The sequence below is a fragment of the Henriciella sp. AS95 genome (assembly GCF_038900055.1).
GTDB lineage: Bacteria > Pseudomonadota > Alphaproteobacteria > Caulobacterales > Hyphomonadaceae > Henriciella.
In genome coordinates this window covers 1854817-1873841 of the sequence record NZ_JBBMQM010000001.1, presented here as the reverse complement: position 1 = coordinate 1873841, position 19025 = coordinate 1854817, and the positions used below count along the sequence as shown (strand labels likewise).

16 protein-coding genes are annotated in these 19025 nt (G+C 59.0%); 12 read left to right on the top strand and 4 right to left on the bottom strand.

Annotated elements, in window-relative coordinates:
* Positions 1–50: 50 nt before the first annotated feature.
* Entirely contained in the window at positions 51–944 is an 894-nt protein-coding gene (locus WNY37_RS09330; RefSeq protein ID WP_051601614.1) for a hypothetical protein, read from the bottom strand.
* A 4-nt stretch (positions 945–948) separates the two neighbouring features.
* A complete protein-coding gene (locus WNY37_RS09325) occupies positions 949–1788 on the bottom strand; it encodes a TIGR02391 family protein (RefSeq protein ID WP_241765233.1) in 840 nt (279 codons plus the stop codon).
* 190 nt (positions 1789–1978) lie between these two features.
* Between WNY37_RS09325 and traG the strand changes: the two genes are divergently transcribed.
* Together traG and WNY37_RS09315 are read left to right on the top strand one after the other, a co-directional pair.
* The gene (gene traG / locus WNY37_RS09320) at positions 1979–3901 is read left to right on the top strand and encodes an IncP-type conjugal transfer protein TraG (protein WP_081811444.1); all 1923 of its coding nucleotides are present in this window, start codon (positions 1979–1981) and stop codon (positions 3899–3901) included.
* 3 nt (positions 3902–3904) lie between these two features.
* Positions 3905–4282: a hypothetical protein gene (locus WNY37_RS09315; RefSeq protein ID WP_034798598.1), complete on the top strand. Its 378-nt coding sequence runs from the start codon at positions 3905–3907 to the stop codon at positions 4280–4282.
* Positions 4283–4297: 15 nt separating this feature from the next.
* Here WNY37_RS09315 and WNY37_RS09310 read toward each other — a convergent pair whose 3' ends face one another.
* On the bottom strand, positions 4298–6055 hold the full coding sequence (locus WNY37_RS09310; RefSeq protein ID WP_034798596.1) for a phospholipase D-like domain-containing protein: 1758 nt from the start codon (positions 6053–6055) through the stop codon (positions 4298–4300).
* Positions 6052–9558 carry an AAA domain-containing protein gene (locus tag WNY37_RS09305; protein ID WP_034798594.1) on the bottom strand — a complete coding sequence of 1169 codons (3507 nt, stop codon included), beginning with the start codon at positions 9556–9558 and terminating at the stop codon, positions 6052–6054. The genes WNY37_RS09310 and WNY37_RS09305 overlap by 4 nt, the downstream gene beginning before the upstream one ends.
* Positions 9559–9786: 228 nt before the next feature.
* Between WNY37_RS09305 and trbB the strand changes: the two genes are divergently transcribed.
* Genes trbB through WNY37_RS09255 form a run of 10 tightly spaced genes read left to right on the top strand, consistent with a single transcriptional unit; the run spans position 9787 to position 19025 of the window.
* Positions 9787–10767, top strand: coding sequence for a P-type conjugative transfer ATPase TrbB (gene trbB / locus WNY37_RS09300; protein WP_034798592.1), 981 nt, complete (start codon positions 9787–9789; stop codon positions 10765–10767).
* An 11-nt stretch (positions 10768–10778) separates the two neighbouring features.
* Positions 10779–11111, top strand: coding sequence for a TrbC/VirB2 family protein (locus tag WNY37_RS09295; protein WP_034798591.1), 333 nt, complete (start codon positions 10779–10781; stop codon positions 11109–11111).
* Complete coding sequence (locus tag WNY37_RS09290; RefSeq protein WP_034798589.1) at positions 11111–11365, top strand: VirB3 family type IV secretion system protein; 255 nt, start codon at positions 11111–11113, stop codon at positions 11363–11365. The genes WNY37_RS09295 and WNY37_RS09290 overlap by 1 nt, the downstream gene beginning before the upstream one ends.
* Positions 11359–13797 carry a conjugal transfer protein TrbE gene (gene trbE / locus WNY37_RS09285; RefSeq protein ID WP_034798586.1) on the top strand — a complete coding sequence of 813 codons (2439 nt, stop codon included), beginning with the start codon at positions 11359–11361 and terminating at the stop codon, positions 13795–13797. Before WNY37_RS09290 ends, trbE begins: the two co-directional genes overlap by 7 nt.
* Before the next feature lie 10 nt (positions 13798–13807).
* The gene (gene trbJ / locus WNY37_RS09280; RefSeq protein WP_034798584.1) at positions 13808–14509 is read left to right on the top strand and encodes a P-type conjugative transfer protein TrbJ; all 702 of its coding nucleotides are present in this window, start codon (positions 13808–13810) and stop codon (positions 14507–14509) included.
* A gap of 6 nt (positions 14510–14515) precedes the next feature.
* Complete coding sequence (trbL, locus tag WNY37_RS09275) at positions 14516–15832, top strand: P-type conjugative transfer protein TrbL (protein ID WP_342973167.1); 1317 nt, start codon at positions 14516–14518, stop codon at positions 15830–15832.
* A 4-nt stretch (positions 15833–15836) separates the two neighbouring features.
* Positions 15837–16532 carry a conjugal transfer protein TrbF gene (gene trbF / locus WNY37_RS09270; protein WP_034798582.1) on the top strand — a complete coding sequence of 232 codons (696 nt, stop codon included), beginning with the start codon at positions 15837–15839 and terminating at the stop codon, positions 16530–16532.
* A complete protein-coding gene (gene trbG, locus WNY37_RS09265) occupies positions 16529–17536 on the top strand; it encodes a P-type conjugative transfer protein TrbG (RefSeq protein WP_034798580.1) in 1008 nt (335 codons plus the stop codon). The genes trbF and trbG overlap by 4 nt, the downstream gene beginning before the upstream one ends.
* On the top strand, positions 17533–18789 hold the full coding sequence (locus tag WNY37_RS09260; protein ID WP_034798578.1) for a TrbI/VirB10 family protein: 1257 nt from the start codon (positions 17533–17535) through the stop codon (positions 18787–18789). The genes trbG and WNY37_RS09260 overlap by 4 nt, the downstream gene beginning before the upstream one ends.
* Positions 18789–19025 carry a DUF2274 domain-containing protein gene (locus WNY37_RS09255; RefSeq protein WP_342973166.1) on the top strand — a complete coding sequence of 79 codons (237 nt, stop codon included), beginning with the start codon at positions 18789–18791 and terminating at the stop codon, positions 19023–19025. The genes WNY37_RS09260 and WNY37_RS09255 overlap by 1 nt, the downstream gene beginning before the upstream one ends.

Sequence of the window (19025 nt, the reverse complement as noted above, 5' to 3'; positions counted from 1 at the left end):
GGCCGCTCTTCTGCATCCGAGAGAAACAACAAGAAGACAGCGCAGGTTCATTATTGGCGCAGATACCACACTATGTTGTCTTCCGGCGGCACTTTTGACGGTGCAATCAAGGTCGGATCACGTTCGTTGTAGAGACGAGCGAACTCGGCATCGGAAACCTCTCGATCCTCGGTGTCTTTAAAGTCGAAGAAGCCGATGCCCTGAGGCTGGAAGTTGATCGAAAACATCGGGCTGACAAGCGGGCATTGGGGAAGATAATACTTCACCAGGAAGGGGTCGGCTTCACTGTCCTTCTTAATGAAACGGTTTCCTTTCGTGCCAGGCAGCATCCATCTGGCCGCCCCGTCAAATCCAAACTGTACGCGGATTATCGACGCCAAATGCTGCAAAGCGCTGAGGGCGTCTTCACGCAACGTTCGATACGTCTCAGGAGAAAAGTGAACAGAACGGTGCCGAAGTCGTTTTAAGGCGCGGAAATCGGCGGTAACGCAATCGGCTTGAAAGATATCCCAAGCCTCAAGAGTGCTGATCGCAACGTCCCAATTATCGAACGAGTTTTTCCTAGCAACCTTTCGGTATTGCTCTGTGCCACTGAACTCGTCCCTCAGGTCCAATATCATATGATTGAGCATACGCTCTCCCAAAGCACAGGCGGCCAGAAGCGCGGGATAGTAGTACCCATGATAAAACGCGTACCGCGCCTGATGGTACAATGGGTTGTGATACGAAACGATGGAAAATGGTGCTGATCCGCAGTCTCTAAAATTCTTCAACTTCATATCGAAGTTGTGGTCACCAAGTTCCTTGCGAAGGCTCGCCTCAAGACTCTCCCTATTTGTGCGCCATTGCGCCTTTATCTTCTCTTCCCATGAATCTTGAATTTCCGTGCGCAACAACTCGGCGCGCGTGTCAAAGTCAAACGGATAAACCAAATACCTCTTCATCTTCTTAGTTCTTAGCTGTTGTCCTGTCAGGCATATGCGACGCATCAACCCGGCGATGAATCAACGAGACCAATGACAACAAATCCGTCGCATCATCCTTGCTCATGTTCCAATTCTTGCGAGCTTCGTGCGCGGTGGGATTCCGAAACATCCCGAATGTTCCTTTGACGAGGTTGGCAAAACCCTTTTGCTCAGACCTTTCGCTTTCTTTTTTAAGCGGATTTATCGCGAGCATTGGCGGGTTACCGCATAGTGCCCGGTCAACGAGAACGCCTCCATCGTCTTGCAAGCCCGTTCTGGTACGAAGCTTGTCACCGATGCTTTTCGTCGCCTCTAGGACCGCGTGAAAGTAATTGTCCGCGAGAAGCTCTTCCTTGCAGAAAGCCAACACATCAGGATGAACACCGCGATCTTTCAGATCAGCGCGTAGATCATTTGCGCGCCGCCGGGCATCTGAGATAGTGCTTGCCGTTGTTGTTGGAACCAATTTACCCCGATCATCCACCAGCATCCCCGAGAACAGCAAAACGCCATTGAGGTTTCTGCGGAGGGTCTCAAACCGTTCCGGCGATTTCATGTATTTGACCGGCGCCATCGCTCTACGGATGAACTCAAGTACGTTAGTGCGATTTTGCTTGCGGTTCTGCACTTCAGCGAAAGCGTTATATATCCGCTTCCATTTGGTGCCCGGTCCAGGATCAACCATTCGGCACTCGACGATCAGCCGATCAATCTCGCTGTTCGTTAAGCCGTCTTCTGTATCCCCCAGAGCTTGCGCAATCGCCTCAAGTTGGGATTGGGGCAGTGTTCTGCTTTCGCTCTCTTTTGCTTGATCCATGGCCATACTTATACCCAGGCCAGAACAATTGAGGAACAACAAATTGCGTTGGACATTAAGCAATCGCTCTGAACCTAGCCAGTCCTTGCCCCGCGTCCCCGAGACCTCTGGTTCCCTGGAACTCCTCAAGCTCCATGTCGCTTGATGTAGCTTGGCGGGCAATTCTCCTACCGGTTCTCAATCGGACGGGCGGATCATGACCCCTACCAAATTCCTCTTTGGCCAATTTCTTCTGACGCTTTTCCTGATCACCTGTTCGGTGTGGATTGCGACGCAGTGGGTGGCTGGGGTTCTAGACCATCAACCTCGTTTGGGCGGAGCCTGGTTCGAAGTGGCGGGTCAGCCGGTCTACAAACCCTGGCGGCTGTTCCAGTGGTGGTATGCCTATGACGCTTATGCGCCGAATGTATTTGCGCGTGCGGGTTTGATTGCCTCGCTGGGGGGCATCGCCGGGATTGTGATGGCGATCATCGCGTCGCTCTGGCGGGCAAGACGCGAGAAGAACGCGACGACTTATGGCTCCGCGCGCTGGTCATCGGTTCGGGATGTCCGACTATCCGGCCTGCTTGGCTCGTCAGGTGTGGTGCTGGGACAGTTCAACGGACGCTATCTCCGGCACGCTGGCGCCGAGCACGTAATGGCCTTTGCGCCAACCCGGTCGGGCAAGGGTGTGGGCTTGGTGATCCCTACCCTTCTTTCCTGGACCGGCAATGCGATCATTCATGACATCAAGGGAGAGAACTGGGCGCTGACCTCAAAGTGGCGATCGAGCTTCTCTCGCTGTGTCCGTTTCGATCCGACGGATTTGTCGAGTTCGCGGTTCAATCCACTGCTGGAAGTGCGGCTCGGCGCGCACGAGGTTCGGGATGCGCAGAATGTGGCAGACATTCTGGTCGATCCGGATGGATCCCTCGAGCGGCGAAGTCATTGGGACAAGACGGCGCATTCACTGCTGGTTGGTGCAATCCTGCATGTTATCTACGCTGAAGATGATAAGTCGCTCGCGGGCGTGGCGACCCTGCTGTCCGATCCGGCCCGGCCGATCGATGACACGCTGGAGCGAATGCTTGAGGCGAACCATCTGGGAAGCCGTGACCGGCCATTGACGCATCCGGTTGTGGCGGAAGCAGCGCGAGAACTCCTGAATAAGTCTGAGAATGAAAAGTCGTCGGTCGTGTCGACGGCGATCTCGTTCCTGGGGCTTTACCGCGACCCGGTCGTGCAGCGGGCGACATCCGGCTCGGATTGGCGGATCGAGGACCTGTTCCGGGGAGAGATTCCAGCATCGCTCTACCTAGTCGTTCCGCCGTCTGATCTCTCACGGACCAAGCCGTTGATGCGGTTGATCCTCAACCAGATTGCGCGCCGGCTTTGTGAAGAGTTGCCACATGGGCAGGACCGTCGGCAGACCCTGTTGTTGCTGGATGAATTCCCGGCGCTCGGACGGCTGGACTTCTTCGAGAGTTCGCTGGCCTTCATGGCTGGGTATGGGATCCGCGCCTTCCTGATTGCTCAGTCTCTGAACCAGGTCGAGAAGGCATACGGGCAGAACAATTCGATCCTCGATAATTGCCATGTCCGGATCGCGTTCGCGACGAATGACGAGCGCACCGCCAAGCGTATTTCCGACATGCTCGGAACCACGACGGAGCAGCGAAACCAGAAGAATTATACTGGTCACCGGCTCGCGCCCTGGCTCAGTCATGTCATGGTCTCGCAGCAGGAAACACAGCGTCCGCTCCTGACACCCGGCGAAGTGATGCAGATGCCGACCGATGACGCGCTGATCTTTCTGGCGAGCCATCCACCGATCCGCGCGAAGAAACTCCGCTACTATGAAGACCGAAATTTCACCGAGCGGGTCGGTGCTCTGCCGAGTGTGGCTGCCAGTGCCAATACATCGTGGTTTGGCGGATATCATCAGTCTGGTCCGTCGCCCTCTAACGACGATGCAGGTGGGCTGGCGCGGTCCGTAGGCCCTGACATCGGCGATGAGGATGAGGCCACGCAGGATATTGCGGCGGAGGAAGAACGCGCACCGCAGCAGCGTGGTAGCATCCAAGACCAGATTGCGCGCTACTACCTGCATGCCCAGGAAAATGGCGGACGGGAGATCTAGGACATGGCGCGCAATCCCAGGCTTCATATCCGCGTCTCCGAGACGAACCATCGCAAGGTGAAGCAGTTCTCTGCAGAGCATGGCGTCCACGTCGGCACCTTGATAGATGAGGCGCTGACCCTGCTGTTCACGCCGCCTGAAGATCGGCCCGATGCGGCGATCATCCAGCGGCTGGAGCGCGTTGAAGACCAGATCGAGAAGCTGGAGACCGGAACAGCGTTCCAGACGGACCTCTTGGTCGAATTCATCTTCGAATGGCTGAAGCAGCGGCCGGGCAATAACCCGTTCGAAACGCCGGCGGATGCAGCTCGTGCGCGAAGCGAGCTCGAAGCGCTGACCAAACGCGTCGTCGACCGCTCCAACCCGCATATCTGGAACTAATCGTTGCAGGACCGGCTAGCTTGCATACTCGCGCTTAACCTGGAACTGTTCCCGTAAGTGCCGCGCCGAGCCAGGGGAACGGATCATGACGCCCATTTCTTGGTGTGGCCGCGCATTGGAGGTATCGGCGGATAGCCAATTGAGGCTGGTTATGATCCCATGATCGTCATCGCGCAGGAGCATCTTCGCATGTACTCTTGGAGAGTAAACGGGGGTGATACTGACGCCCTCGCCCTGGTAGCCATTCCGCACCTCTTGTGAGTCTTCGCTGCTTACAGGCCCGCTTGCTTTTGAATAGAACAGGTTTGTCTGTATACCCCTTGCCCGTGTCGCTGACACCATGGGCAGGATAATTGCTGGCACGGCTGTGACGCCAAGCCTGTGACTAATGACGTCGACTTGCCGCTGCGCATTGTCCCTAGCATCAAGCACGCAATCATCGTGCTCTTCCCCAATCAAGATCTTTACCTCGGAGGTCCCATTCCTAGGTGAGCGGATCGCGAGCGTTCGGGCGAGTTGTAGAAAATTGACGCCAATATCGGTAAAGTCCCGATTTGACGTTCGCACCATTTCAGCCAGCTCGAATAACACATCCGAGACCAGTCGCGGGTCGCGCAAGATAACGGACGCTTCAAAGCTGTCGAAACCGGAATACAGCCAGTTGCACGATCCGATCGTAGCGGTAAAATCACCGCTGCCGTCATCGGCTAAGAGTATCTTGGCGTGAGAATTGGTCGAAGCGTTGTGAATTGTTATGTTGGAATTTAACCCCCAGTTCCCTAACTGTATGCGTAACCTTTCCGCTTCGGCCCTCGAACTGGCGGCCTCCGTAGCGCTGTCACCCTGCCCCCAGAACACATGGATCTTTGCACCGCGATTCACTGCTGCCCTGAAATCCTCTTGGAGGGCGAGGAAAGCCCCCTCGCGCAGGAACGTGGTGTGAATAACCACTAGTTTCCGAGCCTTGCGCAGCGTCCGTTGTATTAGGCTACGGTGATCAGCTCCGCCTAGGACATAATCCGCATGCCTCACCGCCGTATGACGGACCGGCCGGACTTGTTCCTTGTCCGGTGCAATTATCTTGACCTGTTTGGCCGCCCCATCTGCTTTTGCCTCGCTTGGCACTCTACTGGCTGCTTCAAGTATCGAACCATTCAGTCCGGCTGCATCTCTGGGCAAGCCTTCAACATTATCCCCCCGCACGAGGAATACTGCCAGCCTATCCAAAGGAGGATGGACTGATGGCTTTATTCGAACGACATCTTCATCTTCCCGAACCAACGCCCGGATCAGTGGCGCTGTATGGCCAAAATCAGTATTGCTGATATCTGGCTTGGAGACTTCAACTGCAACTTTCCCTTCTGCAAATTCGCGCCATTCATCGGGTCGCATGAGCTTGAGTTCGCGCTTGTTGAGGACTTTGCCCGACACTAGATCCACTGCAAAGCTCAGCCGCCTGGTTTTCGTTTCTGTCGTGAATGGCAGATCTTCATACAGTGCTACAGTCCGTCCGCGGTCCGTCGCGGAAAAGTGGACTTCGCTTGCAGCTTGGCTCAACTCGACCCATCCGGCCCTCATTAGCCGGATGAGTGCTTCGAGTGCGACCCGCCGAGGCATGTTGCCCGCCCGTGAAATATCGCCGGCGGACTGGGCCTTCTGGCAAATCGCTTGGAGGATTAGGTGCTCGACTGCATTCCAGCGCCGACCGCTCTCAAGTTCAAACTCGTATGACTGCTGCAACATGGGCATCGCAACATAGACGGGCCGTTTCATGCCTTGATATCCTCGATCCGGACGTCCCTCACCCTGTGCTGTCCGCTTTTGCCCAACTTGCCGGTCACTTCCAGGTAGGTTCTCAGGAAGGCAGCGTCCTGCCTGGATTCCAATCCCAAAGGTTCTGAGATTGTCTTCAGGAACTCACGGCTTCCCACAAAAACTAGGCGCTCCCGGGCTCGGCTGAGTAGGACATTGAACCGGCGCTCATCAGCTATGAATCCCAACGCACGGCGGATTGTTGCTGCCCGGTTGTTCCTCACAAGTGAGAATACGACCACGTCTGCTTCGTTCCCTTGAAAACTATCGACAGTTGCCACCCAACCACCATCTGGCAAGACTGACCGGAATTGCTTGAGGGATTGCTTGGCATTTTCCGAGTCGTTGATTTCGCGACGAATTAAACGGACCTGCTCCAAGTAAGGGGTCAGCACCACAAGCGAGGGTAATCCCAGCCGGTGCTCCTGGACCGAAAGGTTTGCGATAGCTTCAAGGACGACTTGACATTCCGAGGGGTTTGTAAATCTCGGCTCATGTTCAAACCGGCCCGCACCGATTTCCGTCCTTTCATATGGCATATTGAGTGAGACAATAGGTGCAGATGGTAACTTCGACGGGTCCTTGGTTCCGATCCAAGACTCATTTCGCTTCGCTGAGACCTCCCTTCGCCCAGACGTCACGAGCTTGTTATCATAGAAACACTTCGACACGACTTCACAGATCGCAGGGTGCATCCTGTGCTGTTCCGTCAGCGCCCCTCCGGTCTTCCGGCCCGGCCTCCCTGTTGATTGCCGGTCGATCTCGTCCAACAGGATAGACTTGAACAGCGAAAAGGCTTGAGCGGCCTGTCCGCAGGTTTTCTCCATTTCTTCGACTGAATTCCCAAGGCGTACTTCAATCTCGTCGTCAAGGAGGTGGGCCACGCTGCGGTCCAAGAGCGAAGGCAGGGATACAACTATTTCTTTCAGCCTGGAGGGGTCGCCCAGCAACCTGTCCACTTCGCGCGTGCCGAATGGCGGGAGTTGCTTGTGGTCACCAATTAGCAAGCGCCGGTGGGACAACATCATTGGTGAAAGAAGCTCACTTCCGGTGGCCTTTGCAGCTTCCTCAATGATTGCCCAATCGAACTGGGCATGCTCATCCAACAGCGTCGCCAAGCTTTCAGAGTTGGTGGTTGCCAAGACGATGTTCGCAGACCTGAGAATAAGCGCCTCAAGCGCACGTCCTTCCCGCTCGCCGCTCCCCGATCCCGACGCACAGTCCTGCAGGCGCTGCTCGACTTGACCGGAAGCAACACTGATCAAGCTGGAAGACGTAATACCAGTCGCCAATTTTTTTCGCACACTGTCAATATCGTAGTCGGAGGGAGGACTCCGGTTGAAACGAGACTTGCACCTGACAGTAAGCGGCTGTTCTTCACCAGATTCCTGCCAACCCGAATGGAACTCATGCAGCAAATGATCTAGCGCGTGATTGCCTTGGGAGCTCACCAATAGCCTCGAAGTCTGGTCGCCCCTGAAGCGGCGTTCCAAGAGATCTCTCAGCAGGAAAGTCTTCCCAACCCCCGGCGGCCCCTGGAGCGTGAACAAGGGCAATACCGAGAGGATATCCTCGAGAGCCCTTTGTTTGGGTAGATCCAGTTCTTGGAATGAACTGTCCTTTTTCACCCGCTCATGCGTATCCGAGATACGGCTCCTGGGATCAACCAGGGTTCCAACTAGCTCGGTGTGCTCGCTTAAGAGTTGCAGCGCCTTGGAGCGCCTTTGCAACTGCGTAAAGGTCCCGACCAGGTCCAAGGGTTGCAGGTACCCTTTCCGGCCTGGAATATTGACCCCCAACTGTTCCGTAAATGTATATAGCGGATCATCAGCCGGCTCTTCAGAGAGATGCGCAAATTCGAGTTCAATGTTTGATTGGCTGGTACGCCCAATATTGAGCGACTCACTGAGAATCCAACCATCACTGCTGTCCAATTCCTCTTCGGCAAGCGCTTGCGCGAGGCGTTCAGCAGGATGTTCCATACCCAGGGCGCTTGAGAGCCGCTCAAGCGACGAATCGCGCCTGTATTTTAGGCTGATAGTTCGCTCTTGGGATTGGTGGGATACAATTTCGACTGGAAATGCGAGAGTGGCGGCAAGCGCCACATCGATCGCGTGCAATAAATGGAATCCGGTTACCAGGCGGTCGGATGGACTCGAGAAGTCCTTGTCCGAGCTGTTGAGGGTCGAAAACAGCGTCTCCCAATCCGGTGCCTTGTCGATCACCCTGTCAAACGCTTCATGTGCTTTCCCGATATCAAACAGCCTCAACGCATCTACGCGAATTGGCACTTCGACTTCGGACGGCTTTATGAGTTCTCCTTTCGGAATGCCTTTTGACACAAACGCCATGCGCCAGCTCGGGGTTCGCTTCCTCGAATCGAATTGGCGCAATTCAAAGGCAAGCTCCCTGCCCTTGAGCCAGAAGCGCTTACGACCATCATGCTCCGTGGAAACAAGCATTGCACTCGGGGACAGATCGTCGCTGATCCATCTCAGCTGTCCATCCTTGTCGTCCATTTCCACTTCCTGCGACGACGCTTCCCTCACTGTCCTTGAGAGAGGGCTTGTTTGCGACAAGTTGAAGACAAGGAGCCAGGACGCTTCATTCGTGACCGAGAAGGCTTGAAGGTTAGTAATTATTTCCTTGATGCGTTGCCGGACTTGGGAGCTATTGAAATTGTCGAACAGGCCGGGGGCTCGCATGTCCCTCAGCAGGCGCACTTCGGCGGCTGTTATGTGCTCATGGACACGATGGTCGGCGATCTTGGGGTCACCGAGTCGCTGCTCTTCAATGTTGAACAGGCGGGCAATCAAGAGCGCCAAGTCATGCCAATCCCTAGCAAAGGAAATTACGCCACTATCACCCAATAAATCGTCAAGCTTCTTGTCAGTAGTGCTGCTCAGCCTGAGGGACCATTCGAAACCAGTCAGCTGGAAGTCGGGTTCATCCCCTGCGGACGTCAAGATAGCCCATTCGTCTAGGTTGCGATGAACTATTCCCTCTTTGTGGAGGATCCCGATCCCATCCACGATACAAAGAACATTTTTCCAAATGCGGATGCGGTTTTGGGGTTGGGAGAGCCCGCGCAACCACGCGGCGCGTGAACTTGTACTTTCAAGGAACACTTTCAGTGGGCGGCGTTGGGACGGGCTAAGAACAATATAATAAGAGTCCTTGTCAAATCCGGCTGCAGCAACCTGGCAAATCAGTTCGCTAGCCCCCGGATAGCCGGCGAGCCGATAGAGCTGCCGGAGCTCGTGTTTCCAAATCTCCACGAGATCTTCGTCACCGGCTTTTCGTCGCCACTCGCGAACAATGACTTCATCTCCAGCCGGTGAAAACCCTTCCAGTATTCCCGCTCGGCCACTTCTTGCGTCGGGCGGGACGAGGTATGTCTCGCCAAGCTGGTACCCGTCGAGAAACTCAATTTTTTTCCTTCGCTTTGACGCCGCTTTAGCCAATGAAAGTCGCCTTTGTTGTTTCAACCCCTAGGTAACAAGATTCTCCCGGGTATTCTTCAACTCATTTTCCACAACGCCACAGCGTTGGCAAAACTTCGGCGTAGATACTGGCCCGTTTGGGCTCCTTCCCTATCCTTCCCCATCCTTCGGTCCCCTTCTAGCCCATCTGTGCAGCGACCGGCAACGACGTGATCTTGGTCTCATCAGCGATGAGGACCACACCCTGCCATGTCTGCCATGCCCCAGCCCAGCGAGACCGAGACCCGCCGCACGGCGATGCTCCGCACCGCCTTTGATGGGCCGGTTGGGGCAGCACTCGCAGCGCCCGATACAATCGAGATCCTCGCCAATCCCGATGGTTCAGTCTGGGTCGAAAAGGCGGGTTTTGGTTTGCGCCGTGCATCCGAGACGCTCGGCCGCGCTGAACGCGAGCGGATCATCCGGCTTGTCGCCTCCTCCGTCGGAGAAGCCTGCGACCGGTCCTCGCCGATTGTGTCAGCCGAATTGCCGGGCTCAGGCGAACGGTTCGAAGGCATCCTGCCGCCAATTGCCGAAGCGCCCTGCTTTGCGATCCGCAAACCTGCCGGTTGTCCGATTGCTCTTGATACATATGTCGAGACCGGCGCGCTGACACCCGCTCTCTGCGCCGGACTGCGCCAGGCGCTGGAAGACCGGCTTAACATTGTTGTCGCGGGCGGAACCTCGTCGGGCAAGACGACCTTCACCAATGCGCTCCTGTCTGAGCCCGCTCTGGCAGACGACCGGATTGTCATCCTGGAGGACACCCGCGAACTCCGTTGCACAGCCGATGATGTCACACAGCTTCGCACGCATCGCTCAGGCATCACCTTGCGCGACCTTGTCCGCTCGACCATGCGGCTCCGGCCCGACCGGATCATCGTCGGCGAAGTGCGCGGCGGCGAAGCGCTCGACCTTCTCAAGGCCTGGAATACCGGCCATCCGGGCGGGATCACCACGCTTCATGCGAACTCGGCGCTAGGCGGGATCACCCGGCTTGAACAGCTGGTCGAAGAAGCAACCAGCGCCCTGCCCTACGCCCTGATCGGCGAGGCGGTTGATGTAATCGTGTTCATGTCCCGCGCCAGTGGGTCGCGGCGCGTCGAGCAGGCCCTACGCATTACAGGCTTTGACGGCGCGGATTATCGCACCGAGCCGCTCGCCGCCCCCTTCATCAGCATCGTCAATTGAGGAGAGATTCCATGCACTATCACCAGATCAAGGCGCTCAATCGCAGCGTTCAGGCAGCAGCGCTAATTGCATCGGTCGGCCTGCTCGCCTTGCCGGCGCATGCCGCAGGCACCGGCATGCCCTGGGAAGGCCCGCTCGACCAGATCCTGCAATCGATCGAAGGCCCTGTCGCCCGGATTGTCGCGGTGATCATCATCACGCTGACCGGGCTGACGCTCGCATTCGGCGAGACCTCTGGCGGATTCCGCAAACTGATCCAGATCGTGTTCGGCCTGTCGATCGCCTTTGCGGCCACATCGTTCTTCCTGACCTTCTTCAGCTTCGGCGGCGGCGCGGTGCTCTGATGCTCGACGGCTACGAGATCCCCCTCCACCGCTCGCTCGCCGAACCCATCCTGATGGCCGGCGCGCCACGTTCGGCCGCCATCGCCATCGGGACGCTGTCAGCCGCTTTGGCCCTCGGCCTCCGGCTCTGGATACCGGGGCTTGTGGTCTGGGTGGCGGGACACTCGCTAGCCGTCCTCATGGCCCGGTCCGATCCGGATTTTCTCGCCGTCGCAATCCGGTCTGCCCGTCACAAGGAACATCTTTCATGCTGAACCTTTCCGAATACGCGGCGAAACCGGCACACCTCTCAGACTACCTCCCCTGGGCGTGCCTCGTCGCGCCGGGCGTCGTCCTCAACAAGGACGGCGCCTTCCAGGCAAGCTTCCGCTATCGGGGCCCCGACCTTGAAAGCTCGACAGAAGCCGAACTCGTTGCAGTCACTGCACGGGTCAACAATGTTCTCCGCCGGTTCGGGTCCGGCTGGGCGCTCGTCTTCGAAGCGGTGCGGGAGGAAGCCGTATCGCTAGAGGAAAGCTCTTTTGAATGCTCGGCAGCCTGGCTGATTGAGCAGGAACGACGCGCAGCCGCCGAAGAGACCGGCGCCCGGTTCGAGAGCGCCTATTATCTCACTCTGCTCTGGCTCCCGCCGGCCGATGCGACGGGCCGGGCCGAGAAGGCGCTGATCGAGCGGCCCGAGAAGCGGGATGGTGAGGACTGGCGCCAGCGGCTCGAACATTTCCAGACACGCGCCGCGCAGACGCTCGATCTTCTTGCGACGGCCCTGGATGAGATCCATCCGCTCTCGGATGAAGAGACGCTTACCTATCTCCATGCCTGCATCTCGTCGAAGCGGCACCGCGTGTCTGTGCCGGAGCTGCCGGTATTTCTCGATGCGGTACTCGCCGATGAAAGCTTTGCAGGCGGGCTGGAGCCGCGGATTGGCGAGGCGCACCTCGCGACGCTGACCTTGCTGGGCTTTCCGGCCTCGACACTGCCCGGCATGCTGGATGAACTCAACCGGCTTGGCTTCGCCTATCGCTGGACAACGCGATACATCGCGATGGACAAGGCCGAGGCCGAAAAGCTCCTCGCCAAGAAGCGGCGACACTGGTTTGCGAAGCGGAAATCCGTAGGCGCGGTCCTGCGGGAGACACTGTTCAACGAACAGGCCGCACTTCTCGACAATGATGCCGACAACAAGGCCGCCGATGCCGATGCAGCGCTGCAGGAACTCGGCTCGGATCTTGTCTCCTATGGCTATGTCACGACCACGCTGACCTTGATGGGGTCCTCGCGTGAAGAAGTCGAAGAGCGCACACGCGCCGTGGAGCGCGTGATCAATGGGCGCGGGTTCACGACGATCCGCGAGACGCTGAACGCCGTCGAAGCCTGGCTTGGGTCTCTGCCGGGGCATGTCTATGCCAATGTCCGCCAGCCGATCCTGCATACGCTGAACCTCGCTCACCTTGTGCCGATCTCGTCGGTCTGGGCCGGCGATGCGTGGAATGCGCATCTAGCAGATCGCGCCCTGATCGAAGCGCAAACCGAAGTCACGACACCGTTCCGGCTCAACCTGCATGTCGGCGATGTCGGCCATACGCTGATCATTGGTCCGACAGGCTCCGGAAAGTCCGTGCTCCTGTCACTGCTCGCCGCACAATGGCAGCGCTATGAGGACGCCCAGATATTCCTGTTCGACAAGGGACGATCCGCGCGGGCGGTCACCTTGGCCACGGACGGCACCTGGTTGCCGCTGGCCGGAGATGAGCGTCCGGCGCTGCAGCCGCTTCGTGACATCGACACCGAGCGCGGTGCGAGCTTTGCCGCAGACTGGCTGCTCGGTCTGATCGAGGCCGAAGGCGTGACCGTTACGCCGGACCTGAAGTCCGTCTTGTGGGACGCCGTGCGGTCACTGGCTTCGGCGCCCGAGGCCGAACGCACGCTGACGGGACTCAGCCTGATCCTGCAATCGGATACGCTGAAGGCCGCGCTGCATCCCTATACGCTGGAGGGCGCCTACGGGCATCTGCTCGACAGCGATGCCGAAGACCTCGACCTGTCATCGGTTGCCTGTTTCGAGATGGACGAGCTGATGCAGACCCCATCTGCGGTGGCGCCGGTCATCACCTATCTCTTCCACCGTCTGGAAGACCGGTTCGATGGCCGACCAACCCTGCTCATCCTCGATGAGGCCTGGCTGTTCCTCGACCATCCGGTGTTCGCCGCGCGCCTACGCGACTGGCTGAAGACGCTGCGCAAGAAGAATGTGGCGGTTGTGTTCGCGACCCAGTCGCTTGCCGACATTGAGGGGGCCTCGATTGCGCCGGCCCTGATCGAATCCTGCCCGACGCGTATTTTCCTGCCGAATGAGCGCGCGCTCGAGCCGACATCACAATCTGTCTATCGCCGCTTCGGCCTCAATGATCGTCAGATCGACATCATCGCGAAGTCCGTACCGAAGCGCGACTATTACTATACCTCGCCGCTTGGCTGCCGCTTGTTCGAGCTTGGCCTTGGCGAAGTCGCGCTCGCTTTTTGCGGCGCTGCCTCACCGACCGACCAGAAGCAGATGGATGGGCTTCTTGAAGCCGGCGCGGAAGCGGGCTTCGCCCGGAGCTGGCTGGAGCTGAAACAGCTTGGCTGGGCCGCCGACCTGCTGGCCGAGCAGCCGAGCGCACCCCTCCCACAAATCGCCGCTGAATAGGAGCCCCCAAATGAAAGCCCTTCTGTCTTCCGTCGCGCTTGTTGCCATTCCTCTGTCTGGCCTGATGGCCCCGCCCGCCTCGGCGCAGCTTGCTGTCTACGACCCGGCCAATCATGCCCAGAACATCTTGCAGGCCGTACGGGCACTTCAGGAAATCGACAACCAGGTCCGCCAGCTTACCCATGAGATCGATATGATCGAGAAAATGGCGCGCGATCTCGAAACCCTGCCTGTCGAAGTCGCCAGCGCCATCATCGCCGACCGCATCCGCCGCATCGGAGAACTCATGCGCGACGCCGAAGGCATCGGATACGGCGTCGAGGAGGTCGAGGAGGAGTATGAGGACCTCTATCCTGAAACCTATGGTGACACGCCGCCTGAATCAGACGTACTCGTCGAGGATGCCCGCACCCGCTGGCGCCAGTCGCGTAGTGCCCACAAGCACACGCTCCTCATGGTCGCTGAGACCGTGCGCAACAATGCCGAGGATTCCGAGGCACTGACCGGCTTGGTGGATGAGAGCCAGACAGCCATCGGCAATCTCCAGGCCCTGCAGGCCGGCAACCAGATCGGTGCACTCTCGGCCGAACAGCTGATCCAGATGGAAGCGCTGATGGCCGCCCATTACCGCGCCATCGCTTTCGACCGCGCGCGCGAGCTTGAAGAGGCCGAACGCGGCCGGGCCCGTCTTAAATCCTTCCTCGGAGACTGACCCGCCATGGAAGAGATGGGCGTCATCGACCGGTTCCTCGAAACCTTCATTGCCTATATCGATTCAGGCTTCGGCCTGCTCGCGGGCGATGTCGCTTACCTGACAACAACGCTGATCGTGATCGACATCACGCTGGCCGGTCTCTTCTGGGCTCTGTCGCAGAATGCCGATGTGATGTCAGGGCTGCTGAAGAAGGTGCTCTATGTCGGCTTCTTCGCCTTCATCATTGGCAACTTCACCCTGCTCGCCAATATCGTGTTCGAGAGCTTTGCGAGCCTCGGTGTGAAAGCGGGCTCCAGCACGCTGACCGCAGGTGATCTCATGCGACCAGGCTATATTGCCGGCGTCGGGTTCGAGGCGGCAGAACCCTTGCTGGCCGAAATCGGCGACATGCTCGGCCCGATCAGCTTCTTTCACAATTTTATCCTGATCGCTGTCATGTTCCTGGCCTGGGCGATCATCCTCGTCGCCTTCTTCGTGCTCGCGGTTCAGCTCTTCGTGGCGATCCTGGAATTCAAGCTGACGACGCTGGCCGGGTTCGTACTGATCCCGTTCGCGCTCTGGAACAGGACCAGCTTCCTCGCTGAACGCGTGCTCGGCAATGTCGTCACCTCCGGCATCAAGCTGATGGTGCTCGCTGTCGTCATTGGCATCGGCTCAACGCTCTTTGCTTCGATCACCGATGCTTTCACCGGGCCGGGCGATACGACTCTGGCGCAAGTGATGGGCACCGTGCTTGCCGCCATCGTCTTTCTCTGGATGGGTGTGTTCGCGCCGGGCATTGCGTCGGGCCTTGTCACCGGGGCGCCGCAGCTTGGCGCCGGTTCGGTCGTCGGCACGACGGCGGCAGTTGGCGCAGGCGCGATCCTCGCGGGCACAGGCACAGTTGCAGCCGGGCGTGCCGCTATCGGTGGGGCCTCGGCAGCGGTCAAGGCCGGGGCTTCCATGTCGGGCGCGGCCCGCACCTCCTATGACCTTGGACGGCTCGGTTCGGGCGCGGATGGCTGGCGCGGGCGGGCCGCAGGCGTGGCCGGCATGGCCCAGGCCGGAGGTGACGCCGTCCGCCGTATGGCGGGCCGGCCCTTCAGATCTGTTGGCAACGCCTATCGCCGTGGCAGTGAAGCGGCTTTCGCCGCGACGGGCGGCACCACAGGCGCATCTTCCAATGAGTCCGGCGCGTCCGGTTCCAGTCCGGCCTGGGCGCAGCGCCTGCGAACAGAACAACGCCTGCAGCATGCCGGGGCCATCACGGTGCACGCCCTGAAAGATGGCGACCGCGGCATGGCAGGCGACAACCCGAAACTCCAGAGAGACGAGGACTGATCCCATGTTCAGGCGAACTTCCACCCATTACGGGCAAAGCCCGCATCCCGAAACGCCCTACCAGAAAGCCGGCCAGATCTGGGATGACCGGATCGGATCTGCCCGCGTACAGGCCAGGAACTGGCGGCTGATGGCACTCGGGTTGCTGGTCCTTCTGACGGCCTCTTCAGCCGCCCTTGTTTGGCGCAGCCTGCAATCCACGGTGACGCCATATGTGGTCGAAGTGGACGACACAGGCTCTGTGAAAGCCGTTGGTCCCGCGCTTTCCAATTACGACCCGACCGATGCGCAGGTCGCGCATCACCTTGCCAACTTCATCTCCGATGTCCGGAGCCTATCCATTGATCCCGTCATCGTCCGGCAGAACTGGCTTGCCGCCTATGACTATGTGACTGACAAGGCGGCCATCACACTCAGTGACTATGCGCGCGACAATGACCCGTTCGCCGAGATCGGTCGGCGCTCGCGCAGTGTTGATGTCGTCAGCGTGGTGCGCGTCTCAGACGAGTCCTTCCAGGCCCGCTGGCTCGAGAAGACCTATGAGAATGGCGCGCTGACGGGGGTCAAACGGTTCACCGGCCTCTTCACGCTTGTCCATTCCCCGCCGCGCGATGCCGGGGCGCTGCGCGCCAATCCGCTCGGCCTCTACATCCACAGCCTCAATTGGGGCGAAGACCTTGTCACAGGAGACAACAAATGATCCGCACTCTCACACTGGTATCCACATTGGCCCTTGCCACCGCCTGCGCCAGCGTTCCGGAGGCCGCGCCGATCCAGCCGGAACTGTTTGTCGCCGCCGCGCAGGTCGAGGACGCAGAGCCCCGTCCTGTCGAGATCGTCGAAACACCAACACCTTTGCCGCTTCCCGGCCAGATGAAACCGGTCGACGGGGTCAAGCGCACGGTAACCCGTGTCTATACCTCGCCCTCCGAGACGATCCGCAAGGGCACATCAGAAGCCCGGATCGAACCATCCGTGGACGGCTATGTAAATGCCATTCAGGTCTATCCCTATACAGAAGGGGCGCTGTACAGATTGTATGCCGCGCCGGGACAGGTCTCCGACATTGCGCTGCAGCCCGGCGAGACGCTGGTCTCTGTCTCGGCTGGCGATACGGTGCGCTGGATTGTGGGAGATACATCCTCCGGTTCAGGCGGAACAGCACGCGCACATGTTCTGGTCAAACCGATCGGCGCCGGCCTCTCGACCAATCTCATGATTGCGACAGACCGGCGGACCTATCATCTGGAACTGGAGAGCGGTGACGGCACCTATATGGCGGCGTTGTCTTGGCGCTATCCGGCCGACGAGCTCTCGCAACTCATCTCTCGCAACAGCGCAGCGCTCGCGCGGGAAGAGACATCAATCATGCCGGGTGTTGCTCTCGACCGGCTGGACTTTGATTACCTGATCGATGGTGACCGTCCAGACTGGCGACCCGTCCGCGTGTTCGATGATGGGCGGCAGGTTTTCATCCAGATGCCGGAAGGGTTGTCGACCATGGAGGCCCCGCCCCTCTTTGTCCTTGGCGCTTCTGGCGAGGCCGAACTCGTCAATTATCGCCTCAAGGGCAATTACTACATCGTCGATCGTCTCTTCCGTGCCGCCGAACTTCGGCTCGGTGAGAAACCCCAGACCGTCGTGCGCATCCGCAAACGCAAGCCGCGGTCGGGTTTGGTCAGCCTGTTCGGGAGCAAGGGATGAGCGAGCCAGCCCCTTTCCCGCAGCAGGCCGATGCCCTGAAACTGCGCGCGCGGCCGCGACCCGTCACACGGATCAACCGGAAAGTCCTGATGGTCGGCGCCGGGCTCGGTGTGCTGGGGCTCTTTGCTGCCGCCTCCATTGCGCTCGATCCGCCCAAGGCCGTCGATCCCGCGGATCGCCAGGAACTTTACAACACGGCCACGAAGCGCGCGCCGGATGGACTGGCAGAACTTCCCTCGTCCTATGCGACCTGGACGCCGTCGCCCGGAACGCCAAAGCTTGGCGCACCCATGGCCGGCGACCTCGGCGGGACAGTGGTTTCGGAGGAACGCGAATGGGGGCTCGATCCGGAGTGGGATGTCGCAGCCTCGGATGATTTCAGGCCCTCGCCTGAAGATGAAGCCCTTCGGGCCGAACGTCTTGTCGCGGCTAAGCTTGCCGACGCAGCGGGCAAATCCTCCGTATTCTTTGACATTGGCGCTGGGCCGAGCATCGGGCCGGCATCCCTGCCGTCTGCCGGAGTTCCGGCCTCGTTCGGCTCTGAGCTGCTGGCGCTCGCTAGCCAAAGCGCCGGTGCCTTGCCGACAGGTCCAGGTAAGGATGACAACTTGCAAGCCCGCAAGATCGCCTTCGCGGACGAGGCACGCGATGGGGCGATTTACAACCCGCATGATCTCGAGACACCGGTCTCGCCCTACCAGGTCATGGCGGGCACGCTTATCCCGGCTTCGCTTGTGACAGGCCTCAACTCGGATCTGCCGGGTTCGATCATCGGACAGGTCACCCAGCCGGTCTATGACACCGTCACCGGAGCTTATCTTCTCATTCCGCAGGGTACCCGGCTGATCGGGCGCTACCAGTCCGAAATCTCATTCGGCCAGCAGCGCGCACTATTGATCTGGGACCGAATGATCTTCCCGGATGGCAGTTCTGTGCAGATATCTGAACCTGCCGCAGACAAGCAGGGTTTTGCGGGCCTTTCTGACCGCACAGACCATCACTGGGACCGGGTATTTGTCGCCGCTGGTCTTGCGACCGTTCTCGGCATCGGCGCGGAACTAGGATCAGACGAGGATGATATCGAACGTGCCATACGGCGCGGGTTCGGCGACAGCGTGTCTGAGGCCGGGGAGCGCGTCGTTGATCGCAACCTCGGCATCCAGCCGACCCTTCGTATCCGGCCCGGCTGGCCGGTGCGGGTCATCGTGACGCGTGATCTTGTCCTGCGGCCTTATTCTCAGGGAGGCCGCTGATGAGCCTTCGCATTGCCCAACTGCCGGATCGCACGCCGGTCAAACTGACCCTCTCTGTTGAACCCGATCTCGCGTCCGCGCTTGCCGACTATGCGGCGATCTATGCCGAGACCTATGGCACCGAAGAGAAACCCGAAACCCTGGTTCCTGTCATGCTGGAAACCTTCCTCGCATCGGATGCCGGGTTCAAGCGGGCCCGCAAGGCCCTTCATGCCAGAGCCAGCAAAGGAGACTAG

What these genes read in the sequence shown, in the direction of transcription:
- WNY37_RS09290 (WP_034798589.1), top strand. Translation starts at nt 11,111, where the DNA reads ATGCTCGACGGCTACGAGATCCCCCTCCACCGCTCGCTCGCCGAACCC.
- WNY37_RS09330 (WP_051601614.1), bottom strand. Translation starts at nt 944, where the DNA reads ATGAAGAGGTATTTGGTTTATCCGTTTGACTTTGACACGCGCGCCGAG.
- trbG (WP_034798580.1), top strand. Translation starts at nt 16,529, where the DNA reads ATGATCCGCACTCTCACACTGGTATCCACATTGGCCCTTGCCACCGCC.
- WNY37_RS09295 (WP_034798591.1), top strand. Translation starts at nt 10,779, where the DNA reads ATGCACTATCACCAGATCAAGGCGCTCAATCGCAGCGTTCAGGCAGCA.
- WNY37_RS09255 (WP_342973166.1), top strand. Translation starts at nt 18,789, where the DNA reads ATGAGCCTTCGCATTGCCCAACTGCCGGATCGCACGCCGGTCAAACTG.
- trbB (WP_034798592.1), top strand. Translation starts at nt 9,787, where the DNA reads ATGTCTGCCATGCCCCAGCCCAGCGAGACCGAGACCCGCCGCACGGCG.
- trbE (WP_034798586.1), top strand. Translation starts at nt 11,359, where the DNA reads ATGCTGAACCTTTCCGAATACGCGGCGAAACCGGCACACCTCTCAGAC.
- WNY37_RS09260 (WP_034798578.1), top strand. Translation starts at nt 17,533, where the DNA reads ATGAGCGAGCCAGCCCCTTTCCCGCAGCAGGCCGATGCCCTGAAACTG.
- WNY37_RS09325 (WP_241765233.1), bottom strand. Translation starts at nt 1,788, where the DNA reads ATGGCCATGGATCAAGCAAAAGAGAGCGAAAGCAGAACACTGCCCCAA.
- trbF (WP_034798582.1), top strand. Translation starts at nt 15,837, where the DNA reads ATGTTCAGGCGAACTTCCACCCATTACGGGCAAAGCCCGCATCCCGAA.
- traG (WP_081811444.1), top strand. Translation starts at nt 1,979, where the DNA reads ATGACCCCTACCAAATTCCTCTTTGGCCAATTTCTTCTGACGCTTTTC.
- WNY37_RS09315 (WP_034798598.1), top strand. Translation starts at nt 3,905, where the DNA reads ATGGCGCGCAATCCCAGGCTTCATATCCGCGTCTCCGAGACGAACCAT.
- WNY37_RS09310 (WP_034798596.1), bottom strand. Translation starts at nt 6,055, where the DNA reads ATGAAACGGCCCGTCTATGTTGCGATGCCCATGTTGCAGCAGTCATAC.
- trbJ (WP_034798584.1), top strand. Translation starts at nt 13,808, where the DNA reads ATGAAAGCCCTTCTGTCTTCCGTCGCGCTTGTTGCCATTCCTCTGTCT.
- trbL (WP_342973167.1), top strand. Translation starts at nt 14,516, where the DNA reads ATGGAAGAGATGGGCGTCATCGACCGGTTCCTCGAAACCTTCATTGCC.